Here is a 13,115-nt window from a genome sequence, read left to right as displayed (position 1 = left end):
AGCGTGGCTTTTTGCTTGGGGCGCCGCAGCGAATCAGTGCTGCAGGATCTTGTTCAGGAAGTCCTTGGTGCGCGGCTGGCGGTTCTCCGGGTGGTTGAAGAACTCGTCCTTCGGGCAGTCCTCGAGGATCTTGCCGCCCACGTCGATGAAGATCACGCGGCTCGCGACCTTGCGGGCGAAGGCCATTTCGTGCGTGACGACCATCATGGTCATGCCTTCCTTGGCCAGGCTCACCATCACGTCGAGCACTTCGCCGACCATCTCGGGGTCGAGCGCCGAGGTGGGTTCGTCGAACAGCATCACGATCGGGTCCATGCTCAGCGCACGGGCGATCGCCACGCGCTGCTGCTGGCCGCCCGACAGCTGACCCGGGAACTTGTCCTTGTGCGCCATCAGGCCCACGCGGTCGAGCATCTTCAGGCCGCGGGTCTTGGCTTCGTCGGGCGTGCGGCCCAGCACCTTGATCTGCGCGATCGTGAGGTTCTCGGTCACCGACAGGTGCGGGAACAGCTCGAAGTGCTGGAACACCATGCCGACCTTGGAGCGCAGCTTGGGCAGGTTGGTCTTGGGGTCGTGCAGCGGGATGCCGTTGACGGTGATCTCGCCCTTCTGGAAGGGCTCGAGCGCGTTCACGGTCTTGATGAGCGTGGACTTGCCGGAACCCGACGGGCCGCACACCACCACCACGTCGCCCTTGGAGATGTTCACCGAGCAGTCGTTGAGCACCTGCACCGGGCCGTACCACTTGGAGACGTTCTTGATTTCAATCATTTTTTCGGACATTTGTTTCTCTCCGGTTCAGTTCAGCCACTCAATCAGCGAATGATGGCGATTTTCTTGTGCAGGCGCTTCACCAGCCAGGAAAGGGCGTAGCACATGGCGAAGTACACGACCGCCGCCAGCAGGTAGGCCTCGATCGGACGGCCGAAGTTCTTGCCCGCCGTTTCGAAGCCCTTGAGCATGTCGTAGGCACCGATGGCGTAGACCAGCGAGGTGTCCTGGAACAGGATGATGGTCTGCGTGAGCAGCACCGGCAGCATGTTGCGGAAGGCCTGCGGCAGCACCACGAGGCGCATGTTCTGGCCGTAGGTCATGCCCACCGCCTGGCCCGCGTTCACCTGGCCGCGCGGGATCGACTGGATGCCCGCGCGCATGATCTCGGAGAAGTAGGCCGCTTCGAACGCCACGAAGGTGATCACCGCCGAGATTTCCGAGCGGTAGTTCGAGCCGAGCGAACCGAACAGCGAATAGAACGACGCCGGCACCAGCAGGAAGAACCACAGGATCACCATCACCAGCGGGATGCTTCGCATGCCGTTGACGTACAGGGCCGCGGGCGCATCGAGCCACTTCTTGCCCGACAGGCGCATGAGCGCCAGGATCGTGCCGAAGATCACGCCACCAATGGTGGCCACCACCGTCAGCATGATGCTGAAGTAGAAGCCCTTGATGACGAAGTTGCTGATGACGTCCCAGTTGTAGAAGGACAGGTCGAGATTCATCATGTCAGTGTCCTCCGCCGCCAGCGCTGGCCGAGACGATGAAGCCCGGCACGCGGGTCTTCTTCTCGATGAACGCCATGAGCCGGTTGATGGCCAGGGCCGACACCACGTAGCACGCCGTCACCGCCAGGTAGACCTCGATGCCGCGCGAGGTTTCTTCCTGCGCCTGCATGGCGAACATGGTGAGTTCGGTGACCGACACGGCGAACGCGACGGACGAGTTCTTGAAGATGTTCATCGTCTCGCTCGTGAGCGGCGGGATGATGATGCGATACGCCATCGGCAGGATCACGTAGCGGTAGTACTGCGGCGTGGTGAAACCCACCGCCATGCCCGCGTAACGCTGGCCCTTGGGCAGCGCCTGGATGCCGGAGCGCACCTGCTCGGCGATACGCGCCGAGGTGAAGAAGCCCAGTGCCAGCACCACGAGGATGAAGCTCGGTACGCCCTTCATCACGGGAACCAGCGCCGGAATCACGTGGTACCAGAGGAAGATCTGCACCAGCAGCGGGATGTTGCGAAAGAGCTCCACCCATGCATTGCCGAAGCGCACCAGCCACGGACTGTCGGGCAGCGTGCGAATGATGCCGATCAGCGAGCCCAGCACCAGCGCGACGATCAGCGCCAGCAGCGCAACCGACACGGTCCAGCCCCAGGCCGAGAGCATCCATTGCAGGTAGCTCGGATATTCCCCCCCGGGGTCTTGCAGGAAGACCTGCCAATCCCAGTTTCCCATGTGTGTTTACTCCTTCAGCTTCTTTTCGAAAAACCGTCCCTTGAAAAGAAACGCCCACCGCGAAAGGTGGGCGTCCATTCACGCAGCGACGCGCGCTTATTCCTTGGTGACGTACTCTTCGGCCGGCTTGTCGTTCGGGTTGGCCCACGCGTTCTTGGTGGCTTCGCCCAGCGGCAGGTTGATGGTCACGTTGGCCGGGGGAATCGGCTTGAGGAACCACTTGTCATACAGCTTGGCGAGTTCGCCCGACTTGGCCTGTGCCTTGATGCTGTCGTCCACGGCCTTCTTGAAAGCCGGGTCGTCCTTGCGGATCATGATGGCGATGGGTTCCACGGCCAGCACGTCGTTCAGGATCTTGTAGTCCTTGGGCGACTTCGACTTGGCGGCCAGCGCAGCCAGGATCGAGCCGTCCATCACGAAGGCGTCGGCACGGCCGGTTTCCAGCAGCAGGAAGCTGTCGGAGTGGTCCTTGCCGTAGACCTCCTTGAAGGTCAGGTTCTCGGCGCGCTTTTGCTTGCGCACGGTCTGCAGCGGCGTGGTGCCGGTGGTGGTGGCAACCGTCTTGTCCTTCAGGTCGGCCAGCGAGTTGATGCCCGAGTTGGCCTTGACGACGATCTTGGTTTCTTCGACGTAGGTGGTCACGCCGAAGGCCACGTCCTTCTGGCGGGTGGCGTTGTTGGTGGTGGAGCCGCACTCGATGTCCACGGTGCCGTTCTGCACGAGGGGGATGCGGTTCTGCGAAGTCACGGGCTGGTACTTGACTTCGAGCTTCTTGCCGGCGGCCTTCTCCAGGTCCTTGATGATGTTGGCGCAGACGTCGTAATGGAAGCCGGTGTACTGGCCATTGCCGAGCGTGTACGAAAGGCCGGAGGACTCACGCACGCCTTCGGTGATGGTGCCCGAGGCCTTGATCTTGGCCAGGGTGTCATTGGCCTGTGCAAAGGCGCCGCTGGTGGCGAGCGCTGCGACAGCCAATGCCAATACTTGTTTTTTCATACGAAAAGCTCCTGAGGGTGACTGAAACAAATAGAACGAAATTCTAGACACTCGCATTTTGCGGGATACCCGGACCAACCCGGTGCATTCCACGGGCATCGCCGCCCGCCTCGCACCGGCTGCGCCCATCGGGGCGCCAGCCTGGTGCAATCCAGACATTTCGCATTGTCCGACTTTCACTAAGCAGCCTTTGTGCCCGGCATTCGGGCGGCTGTGCGTGGCGCAAGCAGCGACCGGCGATCCCCGGCGTGCAACGGCCGAAAAAAACTGCCGCGACTGTAGTGGCGCCGTGGCCGGGCCGCCAATGCTGATTGCGGGGGGTCGTATGCGTGGTGCTTATAGATTGTGCAGCGCACAAATCCACAACCATTCACACTCGCCCGCTCATTGCGGCGGCTGGGTCCCGACCAGGTAGGACCACAGGGCGTCGGCCGTGCGCTTGGGCTGCAGGCTTTCGGACAGCCCCGCCCGGGCCGCCGAGCGGCCGGCGCCGGCCTTCACCGGGACCGGCGTGCTGGGCCGCTCGCGGTAGGCGCGGATTTCCATCTTGGCCTCGAGGCTGTCGATCTCGGGCGGCAGCGCGCTCACGAGCTTTCGCGCCTTGATCTCCTTGCGCACCGCGCTCTGTGGCAGGAAGGCGATGCCGTGGCCTTCGAGCGCCATCACCTTCAGGCCTTCGGCCATGTCGGTTTCATAAACGCGGTCGAGGTGGATGGCGGTGCCCGACTCTTTCAGCAGCTGGTCGACCACGCGCCCGAGGTACGCGCCCGGCGCGTAGCCCAGGTAGGGCAACGGCTGACCCGGGCGGCCCGGCAGCCGGTAGCGCGGCGCACCTTCGGCATCGGCCTTGACCCAGGGGGCCACGGTTTCCTCGCCCAGGCTGACCATCTCGTACTTGTTGGCATCGAGCTGCAGCGGCTGCGAGGGGTGGTGGTAGGCGATCAGCAGGTCGCAGCTGCCCTCGACCAGGCGCAGCACCGCGTCGTGCACGTTGAGCGCAATGAGCCGGCTCTTGATGGGCCCGAAGTGCTCGCGCAGGCTGGTGACCCACGAGGGAAAGAAGGTGAAGGCCAGCGTGTGCGGCACGGCGATCTCGATCACGTCCTGGCCGGCGGCCGAATGGCCGCGCAGCATGGCGCGCGTGCTCTGCAGCGACTGCAGCATCTCGATGGCCTGGCTGTACAGCGTCTGGCCCGCGGGCGTGAGGCGCGTGGGGTAGGAGCTGCGGTCGACCAGGTCGGTGCCGGCCCATCCCTCGAGCGCCTGGATGCGCCGCGAGAACGCCGGCTGCGTCACGTGCCTCAACTGGGCCGAGCGGCTGAAGCTGCGGGTTTCCGCCAAGCTGATGAAGTCTTCGAGCCACTTTGTTTCCATACGCGGCGATTATGCGAGCGCCGCGCCATACTGGGCGCCCCCTCCTTTTCCCGCATGCGCCATGCCTTTCGACGACCTGCCTGACCTCAGCGCCACCGAACTTTCGCGCAAGATCGCGGCCCGCGACGTGTCCTGCCGCGAGGTGATGCAGGCCGCGCTCGCCCGCATCGACGCCCTCAACCCGCAGTTCAACGCCATCGTCTCCCTGCGCGATGCAGCCCAGCTGCTGGCCGAGGCCGACGAACGCGACGCCGAGCTGGCGCGCGGCGAACGGCGCGGCTGGATGCACGGCTTTCCGCTGGCTGTGAAAGACCTGAGCCACGCCGCCGGCCTGCCGACCTCGATGGGCTCGCCGCTGTCGCCGCGCTCGCCCGCGCGCACCGACAGCCTGCATGTGGCGCGCATGCGCGCGGCCGGTGCCGTGGTCATCGGCAAGACCAACACGCCCGAGTTCGGTCTCGGCTCGCACACCTACAACACGGTGTTCGGCATCACGCGCAACGCCTACGCGCCCGATCGCAGCGCGGGCGGCAGCAGCGGCGGCGCGGCCGTGGCGCTGGCCCTGGGCATGCTGCCCGTGGCCGACGGCAGCGACATGATGGGCTCGCTGCGCAACCCCGCCGCCTTCAACAACGTGATCGGCCTGCGCCCTTCGCGCGGCCGCGTGCCCGGCGACCCGGAGCAGGAACTCTTCTTCCAGCAGCTGGGCTGCGAAGGCCCGATGGGCCGCACGGTGGAAGACACGGCCCGGCTGCTGGCCGTGCAGGCGGGTTTCGACACGCGCGTGCCGCTGTCGTCGCCGCACGCCCTGCCCTCGCCCGACGACCTGCAGCTGGACGGCGACGGCCGCGGCCTGCGCATCGGCTGGCTCGGCAGCCTCTGGCCCGAACTGCCGCTGGCACCGGGCGTGCGCGAACTCGGCGAGCAGGCGCTCGACACCTTCCGCACCATCGGCTGCGAGGTCGAGCCCTGCACGCTCGACGTGCCGCGCGAGCACAACTGGAGCGCCTGGCTGCGATTGAGGCAACTGCTGGTGGGCGGCAAGCTCGGCGCCTACCTGAGCGACCCGAAGCTGTTCGCGCAGCTCAAGCCCGAGGCGCAATGGGAGATCGAGCAAAGCCGGCACCTGGACGCCGCCTCGCTGTACCAGGCCTCGCACTACCGCTCGAACGTGTACCGCGCGTTCCTGAAGCTCTTCGAGCGCTTCGACTTCGTGGTCGCGCCGGCCGCGCAGGTGTTCCCGTTCGATGCCGAGCTGCACTGGCCGGCCGAGGTGAACGGCGTGAAGAGCGACACCTACCACCGCTGGATGGAGATCGTCACGCCCTTCACGCTGGCGGGCCTGCCCACGCTCAATGTGCGCGCGGGCTTCGGCGACGGCGGGCTGCCGATGGGCCTGCAGCTGGCCGGGCCGATCCATGCCGACCTCGACGTGCTGCGGCTGGGCCATGCCTACGACCAGGCCTGCGGCTGGTCGGCGCGGCGCCCGCCGGCCCTGTCCTGATCCGATCTGATCAGATCGGCGTGAGCACGCCGCGCCCCGCGAAGTGCCCTTGGGCGTTCGCGAGGAAGTGGTCCACCGACTTCTGCGTGGCCTCGGGCGACCAGCCCGCCATGTGCGGCGTGAGCAGCACGTTGTCCAGGCCGATGAGCGGTTCGGGGCGCTTGGGTTCGCTCTCGTACACGTCCAGGCCCGCGCCCGCGATGCGGTGCTCGCGCAGCGCCTTCGCCAGCGCCTCGGTGTCGACCACGCTGCCGCGGCCGATGCTCACGAGGTAGCCCTGCGGCCCCAGCGCGTCGAGCACCTCGGCGTTGACCAGGTGCTTCGTGGCCGGCCCGCCCGGCGCGGCCAGCACCAGGAAGTCGGCCCAGGTGGCGAGCGACTTCAGGTCGTCGAAGTAACGGTGCGTGGCGCCTTCGCGCGGCTTGCGGTTGTGATAGCCGATTTCCATGTCGAAGGCGGCGGCGCGCTTGGCGATCTTCTGGCCGATGGTGCCCAGCCCCAGGATGCCGAGCTTCTTGCCCGACACGTTCGGCGGCTGCGGAATGGCTTCGCGCCACACGCCTTCGCGGCACAGCCGGTCGAGCGTGCGGAACTCGCGCACGATGCTGATCAGCAGGCCGAAGGCATGGTCGGCCACGCAGTCGTCGTTGGTGCCCGCGCCGTTGGCGGTGGCGATGCCGCGTGCGCGCGTGACATCGAGCGGCACGCCTTCGTAGCCCGCGCCCATGCAGCAGACCAGCTCGAGCGCCGGCATGGCGTCGATCTCGGCGGGCGTGAGGCCGATGACACCGATGGTCAGCACCGCGCGGAATTTGGGGCCGTGCTCGGCGATGGCGGCGGCGCGCTGCGCGTCGCCGAAGGCGTAGGTCATGTCGTAGACCTCGGCAATCTGGGCCTGGTGGGCGCTCGAGAGGCTGTTGAGCACCAGCAGGGGAATCTTGGTCGACACGTCTGAACTCCTGGGATCGGTGAAAAGAAAGAAGGGGTGAATGATCGGGCTAGAGCATCGGCACTGCTTCGCTCTTCTGCAAAGCCCACATCTGGGCATAGCGGCCCTGCTGCGCGAGCAGATCGGCGTGCGTGCCGCGCTCGACGATCACGCCCGATTCGAGCACCAGGATCTCGTGCGCCTCGACCACGGTCGAGAGGCGGTGCGCAATGACCAGCGTGGTCTTGCCCTGCGCGGCGCTGCGCAGCTCGGACTGGATCGCGCGTTCGTTGGCCGAATCGAGCGCCGAGGTGGCCTCGTCGAAGATCACGATCGGCGGGTTCTTCAGGAGCGTGCGCGCGATGGCCACGCGCTGCTTCTCGCCGCCCGAGAGCTTCAGGCCGCGCTCGCCCACCGTCGTGTCGTAGCCCTTGGGCGTGGCCGAGATGAAGTCGTGGATGCGCGCGGCGCGTGCGGCGCCCTCGACCTCCTCGCGCGTCGCGCCGGGGCGGCCGTAGGCGATGTTGTATTCGACCGTGTCGTTGAACAGCACCGTGTCCTGCGGCACGATGCCGATGGCGCGGCGCACGCTGGACTGCTGCACGGCGCGGATGTCTTCGCCGCCGATGGTGATGCGGCCCTGCTGCACGTCGTAGAAGCGATACAGAAGCCGCGCGAGCGTCGACTTGCCGGAGCCCGACGGGCCGACCACGGCCACGGTCTTGCCGGCGGGGATCTCGAAGCTCACGTGCTTGAGGATCGGGCGATCGGGCTCGTAGGCGAAGCTCACGTCCTCGAAGCGGACGGTCGAGTCGGCGCCCGCCAGCGGCTGCGCACCGGGCGCGTCGCGCACCTCGCGCTCCTTTTCCATCAGCACGAACATCTTGTCCAGGTCGGTCAGGCTCTGCTTGATCTCGCGGTAGATCACGCCCAGAAAGTTGAGCGGAATGTAGAGCTGGATCATGAAGGCGTTGACCATCACCAGGTCGCCCAGCGTCATGCGCCCTTCGACCACGCCCGAGGTGGCGCGCCACAGCATCAGCACCAGGCTCACGGCGATCAACAGCTGCTGGCCGGTGTTGAGCATGCTCAGCGTGCGCTGGCTCTTGATGGCGGCCTTGCGGTATCGGTCGAGGCTGGCGTCGTAGCGTTTGGCTTCGAACTCCTCGTTGTTGAAGTACTTGACGGTCTCGTAGTTCAGCAGCGAATCGACGGCGCGGCTCTGGGCCATGGAGTCGAGCTCGTTCATGGTGCGGCGGAACTGGGTGCGCCACTCGGTCACGGTGACCGTGAAGACGATGTACAGCACCAGCGCCGCGCCCGTGATCCACACGAACAGCGCGTCGAACTTCACGCCCAGGATGGTCAGCACCAGCGTCAGCTCGATGATGGTGGGCACGATGCTGTACAGCGACATCGAAATGAGCGAATGCACGCCGCGCGTGCCGCGCTCGATGTCGCGCGTCATGCCGCCGGTCTGGCGCTCCAGGTGAAAGCGCAGGCTCAACGAGTGCAGGTGGCCGAACACCTCCAGCGCGATCTGCCGCGCCGTACCCTCGGTGGCCTTGGCGAAGATCAGCTCGCGCAGCTCGCCGAAGAGCGCCGTGGAAAAGCGCAGCAACCCGTAGGCCAGCAGCAGCCCGATCGGCACGATGAGCAGCGCCTGCGCCATGTCGGGCTTGGGCGTCATCGTGTCGATGAGGTTCTTCAGCAGCACCGGCACGCCCACGTTGGCCACCTTGGCGCCCACCATGAAAGCCAGCGCGGCCATCACGCGCCATTTGTACTGCCAGAGATAGGGAAAGAGGCGGCGCAGGGTCGCCCAGTCGGAACGGTCGGAGCGCGCGGGCGGGTGGCCGCCGGGCGCATGGGGAGAGGAGGAAAGGGCTTCGCCGCTTCGGCGCATGGGGGACAATCGTGGGTGTTGTTGTTGCTTCAGATTGTGCCCATGTCCACCCCTTCCAGTGCCGCTTCCGCCGCAGCGGCGGCCGCCGCCACCCTCAAGAGCCTGCCCACCGACATGGAGCTGGTGCTCAAGGTCATCCCGATGCCGGCCGACTGCAACGCCAACGGCGACATCTTCGGCGGCTGGGTGATGGCGCAGTGCGACCTGGCCGGCTCGGTGATCCCGGCGCGCTACGCCAAGGGCCGCCAGGCCACCGTGGCGGTCAACGAGTTCATCTTCAAGCAGCCGGTGCGGCTGGGCGACATCCTCTCGTTCTATTCGAAGCTGGTGCGCGTGGGCCGCACCTCCATCACCGTGACGGTCGAGGTGTTCGCCGAGCGCTTCCGGGCGCAGGGCGAGTACATCAAGGTGACGCAGGCCACGTTCACCTACGTGGCCATCGACGACAACGGCCGCCCCCGCCCCATCGAACAGCCGGCGGCCTGAGCCGCCTTCAGGCGACGCCCATGCCGGCGTCGCGCACGCGCTCGAAGCACTCGAACTCGCGGTTGATCCAGCGCGCGTCGCGCCGCTCCACGCGGCGGATGTAGACCGACTGCACCACGTCGCGCGTGTGGGCGTCGATCTCGACCGGCCCGCGCGGGCTGTCCAGCCGCAGGCCGCGGAACGCATCCACCAGCCGCTCGGCGCCCGCCTTGCCGCCGCGCGCGCCCGGCGCGCTCAGCGCGGCGTCGATGGCCGCGAGCCCGTCGTGCGCCGCCACGGCGAAGTAGCCCGGGCGCAGGTGGCTGCCGTACTCGGTCTCGAAGGCGCCCGCGAAACGCCGGTTGGCCGGCGACTCGTGGGCGAAGGAATAGTGGTGGCTGGTGACCAGCCCCTCGGCCAGTTCGCCGATGCCGTCCAGGTAGTGGTCGTCGGTGGCGTCGCCCGTCGCGAGCAGGCGGATGCCGGTGTCGGCCATGCCGCGGTCGCGCCAGAACTTCAGGAAGATGGCCGGCATCTGGCCCGAGGGCAGGAAGAAGAACACGGCCTGCGGCTTGAGCTCGCGCAGGCGCAGCATGTAGGCCGAGTAGTCGAGCGTGTTCAGCGGCACGCGCAGCATCGCGCCCACGCGCCCGCCGCCCGCGGTGATGCCGGAGACGAAGGCGCTTTCGGCGTCGACGCCCGAGGCGTAGTCGGCCACCACGGTGCACACGTCGCGCAGCCCCTGCTGCAGCGCCCAGCGCGCCAGCGGCGCCGTGACCTGCGCGATGGTGAACGACACCCGCACCATGAACGGCGAGCGCCCGGGGATGCCCGAGGAGGCGGCGTTCATGATCACGGTCGGCACGCGCGCCTGCGTGGCGACGGTGCCGACGGCGTAGGCGTTGGAGCTGAAGTCCAGCCCCGTGAGCAGGTCGACGCGCTCGCTCTCGATGAGGTCCTGCGCCTGGCGCCGCGCCTGTTCGGGCGCGCTGCCGGGCACGTCGCGGCGCAGCAGCTCGACCGGCCGGCCCGCGATCTGCTGCTTGTGGTCGGCCAGCCAGACCGCCATGCCGGCATCGAACTGGCGCCCGCCGCCCGCATAAGGCCCCGACCACGAGCCGATGACCCCGATGCGCAACGGCCGCACGCGCGCCAGCACCAGCGAGGGCGCCGCGAGCGAGCCCGCGAGTAAGCCCAAAGCATGCCGGCGCGTCGGCTCGAGTGCTACTTTTTCAGTAGCACGCATCGCCCGCATGGCGGGCGATGTGGGCGGGTTGACGTCTGGAGCAGGCACGAGGAACAGTGTACGCAGGCACCGTCCGCAGGCAAGTCCACGGAAGGCTTAGACCTTCGAGAAATCGGGCTTGCGCTTTTCCATGAAGGCGCCAAAAGCTTCCTTCGCGGCCGGCTCGCGCAGCATGCGGCCGAAGCTCGCGCCTTCTTCGCCCATGCGCTCGAGCACGGCGGGCATCTGCGCCTTCTTCAGCAGGCGCTTGGTCTCGATCAGCGCGCTCAGCGGCTTGGCCGCGAGCTTGCGCGCCTGCGTCTGGGCGATGCCGTTGGCTTCGGTCGGCGGCACCACACGGTTGACCAGGCCCACTTCGAGCGCGGCCTCGGCCATGAAGGGCTCGCCCAGCAGCAGGGCTTCGGCGGCGCGGTGGTAGCCCAGCATCTGCGGCACCAGCAGGCTCGACGCGGCCTCGGGGCACAGGCCCAGGTTGACGAAAGGCATCGAGAAGGCCGCGTTGTCGCCCGCGTAGACGAGGTCGCAGTGGAACAGCATCGTGGTGCCGATGCCCACGGCCGGGCCGCACACGGCGGCGACGATGGGCTTGGGGAAGGTGGCGATGCCACGCAGGAAGCGGAACACCGGCGATTCCTGCGTGGAGGCCGGGCCGTTGAGGAAGTCGCCGATGTCGTTGCCGGCGCTGAAGATCGTCGGGTCGCCCTGGATCAGCACGCAGCGCACGGCCGCTTCGCTCTCGGCCGTGGCGAGCGCGTCGGCCAGCGCGGCGTACATGCTGCTGGTGATCGAGTTCTTCTTGTCGACGCGGTTGAAGGTGATGGTCATCACGCCGGCTTCGGTGTGGACGAGGATGTCGCTCATGGAAAGATCCTTGGGTAGGTAAAACGGGGGGCGACGCGCTCAGAAGGTGTGAATGAATCCGGCGTGGCCGAGCAGCCCGCCCAGGCGCGTCCCCTCAAGGCGCAAAGCGCAGCCATAGCTCGGGCTATGGCGAGCATTTGCAACGCCGAGGGGGCGTGTCTGGGCGGGATGAGCGGACATGGCGGGTTCGTTCACACCTTCTCAAGCTTGGAGCGATTCGCGGACGAAATCGAGGCGGTCCTGGCCCCAGAACATCTGGTCGCCGACGAACATGGTGGGGGCGCCGAACACGCCGCGCTCCACCGCCTCCTGCGTGACCGCCTTGAGGCGGTCTTTCACTTCCTGCGCGCCGGCCAGCGCAAGCAGGCCTGCGGCGTCGAAGCCTGCATTTTGCAAGACGGCGCCGACGGTCGCAGGGTCGTTCAGGTTCTTCGGCTCGACCCACATCGCGTGGAACACCGCGTCGAGGTACGCACCGAAGCGTTCGGGCATCTTCATCTGCACGCCGGTGGCGCCGCGCATCAGCAGCAGCGTGTTGATCGGGAAGTGCGGGTTGTGCACGAAGGGCACGCCGTAGCGCTTCGCGAAGCGCTGCAGGTCGGTCGTGAGGTACGGGCCCTTGGCCTTGATCTCGGCGGGCGAATGGTTGCCCGTGGCCTGGAACACGCCGCCCAGCAGCATGGGCTTCCAGACCAGCTCGGCGCCGGTGTCGGCGCACACGTGCGGCAGCTGCGTGGCGGCCAGGTAGGCGGCGGGGCTGCCGACGTCGAAATAGAACGCGACGGATTTCGTCATGGGTGTCGTCTCCTTGGGGCTGTGCGCCGCGATGCGATGCGTAGCGCGGCGCCGGTCAGAACTTCTCGGACCAGGGGCGCAGGTCCAGCTCGTGCGTCCACGCATCGCGCGGCTGCGAGTGCAGCATCCAGTAGCTGTCGGCGATGTGGTCCGGGTTCAGGATGCCGTCGCTCTCCTTCAGCGCGTAGCGCTCGGGGAAGTTGCTGCGGATGAACTCGGTGTCGATGGCGCCGTCGACCACGACGTGCGCGACGTGGATGCCCTGCGGCCCCAGCTCGCGCGCCATCGATTGGGCCAACGCGCGCAGGGCCATCTTGGCGCCCGAGAAGGCGCCGAAGTTGGCGGCGCCGCGCAGCGAGGCCGTCGCGCCGGTGAAGATGATCGTGCCGCGATGGCCGCCGGCGGGCATCTCGCGCGCCACCATGCGCTTGGCCACTTCGCGGCCGTTGAGGAAGCCCGAGAAGCAGGCCATCTCCCACACCTTGAAGTACTTGCGCGCGGATTCGGTGAGGATGCTCTCGGGCACGTTCGCGCCGATGTTGAACACCATCACCTCGATCGGCCCGACGGTCGATTCGATCTGCTCGATGAGCGCCACCACTTCTTCTTCCTTGCGTGCGTCGCAGGCGAAGGCGTGGGCCCGGCCGCCGTCGGCCTCGATCTGCGCCACCAGCGGCTGCAGCTTGTCGAGGCTGCGCCGCGTGACGCAGGTGGCGTAGCCCTCGCACGCGAAGCGGCGGGCGATGGCGCCGCCGGTGGCGTCGCCCGCGCCGACGATGAGAGCGGCCTTGGTGAGCGTCAT

General features: G+C 67.2%; 13 protein-coding genes. 2 read left to right on the top strand and 11 right to left on the bottom strand.

Annotated elements, in window-relative coordinates:
• Positions 1-33: 33 nt before the first annotated feature.
• The 5 genes from ACAM42_RS04030 to ACAM42_RS04010 form a co-directional block, all read right to left on the bottom strand.
• On the bottom strand, positions 34-771 hold the full coding sequence (locus ACAM42_RS04030) for an amino acid ABC transporter ATP-binding protein (protein ID WP_056576214.1): 738 nt from the start codon (positions 769-771) through the stop codon (positions 34-36).
• A 44-nt stretch (positions 772-815) separates the two neighbouring features.
• Positions 816-1,505, bottom strand: a complete 690-nt coding sequence (locus ACAM42_RS04025; protein ID WP_070060204.1) for an amino acid ABC transporter permease — start codon at positions 1,503-1,505, stop codon at positions 816-818.
• A gap of 1 nt (position 1,506) precedes the next feature.
• The gene (locus ACAM42_RS04020) at positions 1,507-2,238 is read right to left on the bottom strand and encodes an amino acid ABC transporter permease (protein ID WP_139701450.1); all 732 of its coding nucleotides are present in this window, start codon (positions 2,236-2,238) and stop codon (positions 1,507-1,509) included.
• A 96-nt stretch (positions 2,239-2,334) separates the two neighbouring features.
• Positions 2,335-3,234: an amino acid ABC transporter substrate-binding protein gene (locus ACAM42_RS04015; RefSeq protein ID WP_062471058.1), complete on the bottom strand. Its 900-nt coding sequence runs from the start codon at positions 3,232-3,234 to the stop codon at positions 2,335-2,337.
• 384 nt (positions 3,235-3,618) lie between these two features.
• A complete protein-coding gene (locus ACAM42_RS04010; RefSeq protein ID WP_369631185.1) occupies positions 3,619-4,608 on the bottom strand; it encodes a LysR substrate-binding domain-containing protein in 990 nt (329 codons plus the stop codon).
• A gap of 61 nt (positions 4,609-4,669) precedes the next feature.
• Between ACAM42_RS04010 and ACAM42_RS04005 the strand changes: the two genes are divergently transcribed.
• On the top strand, positions 4,670-6,112 hold the full coding sequence (locus ACAM42_RS04005; RefSeq protein ID WP_369631184.1) for an amidase: 1,443 nt from the start codon (positions 4,670-4,672) through the stop codon (positions 6,110-6,112).
• 10 nt (positions 6,113-6,122) lie between these two features.
• Here ACAM42_RS04005 and ACAM42_RS04000 read toward each other — a convergent pair whose 3' ends face one another.
• The gene (locus tag ACAM42_RS04000; RefSeq protein WP_369631183.1) at positions 6,123-7,061 is read right to left on the bottom strand and encodes a 2-hydroxyacid dehydrogenase; all 939 of its coding nucleotides are present in this window, start codon (positions 7,059-7,061) and stop codon (positions 6,123-6,125) included.
• Positions 7,062-7,110: 49 nt separating this feature from the next.
• On the bottom strand, positions 7,111-8,946 hold the full coding sequence (locus tag ACAM42_RS03995) for an ABC transporter ATP-binding protein/permease (protein WP_369631182.1): 1,836 nt from the start codon (positions 8,944-8,946) through the stop codon (positions 7,111-7,113).
• A gap of 42 nt (positions 8,947-8,988) precedes the next feature.
• Between ACAM42_RS03995 and ACAM42_RS03990 the strand changes: the two genes are divergently transcribed.
• Positions 8,989-9,432 (top strand): acyl-CoA thioesterase, encoded by a 444-nt coding sequence (locus ACAM42_RS03990; protein ID WP_139701454.1) that lies wholly within the window; start codon positions 8,989-8,991, stop codon positions 9,430-9,432.
• A gap of 7 nt (positions 9,433-9,439) precedes the next feature.
• Here the strand turns inward: ACAM42_RS03990 and ACAM42_RS03985 are convergent, their stop codons facing one another.
• From ACAM42_RS03985 to ACAM42_RS03970, 4 genes are all read right to left on the bottom strand, one after another.
• Positions 9,440-10,558: an ABC transporter substrate-binding protein gene (locus tag ACAM42_RS03985; RefSeq protein ID WP_139701560.1), complete on the bottom strand. Its 1,119-nt coding sequence runs from the start codon at positions 10,556-10,558 to the stop codon at positions 9,440-9,442.
• A gap of 195 nt (positions 10,559-10,753) precedes the next feature.
• Positions 10,754-11,518 (bottom strand): enoyl-CoA hydratase, encoded by a 765-nt coding sequence (locus ACAM42_RS03980; protein ID WP_070060210.1) that lies wholly within the window; start codon positions 11,516-11,518, stop codon positions 10,754-10,756.
• 201 nt (positions 11,519-11,719) lie between these two features.
• Entirely contained in the window at positions 11,720-12,313 is a 594-nt protein-coding gene (locus ACAM42_RS03975) for a 2-hydroxychromene-2-carboxylate isomerase (RefSeq protein WP_369631181.1), read from the bottom strand.
• A 55-nt stretch (positions 12,314-12,368) separates the two neighbouring features.
• Entirely contained in the window at positions 12,369-13,115 is a 747-nt protein-coding gene (locus ACAM42_RS03970) for an SDR family oxidoreductase (RefSeq protein WP_369631180.1), read from the bottom strand.

It is taken from the genome of Variovorax sp. V35 (assembly GCF_041154465.1).
In the GTDB taxonomy this organism is placed as follows: domain Bacteria; phylum Pseudomonadota; class Gammaproteobacteria; order Burkholderiales; family Burkholderiaceae_C; genus Variovorax; species Variovorax boronicumulans.
Note: the sequence above shows the minus strand (reverse complement) of the source record. Positions and strands in the feature narration are given on the sequence as shown.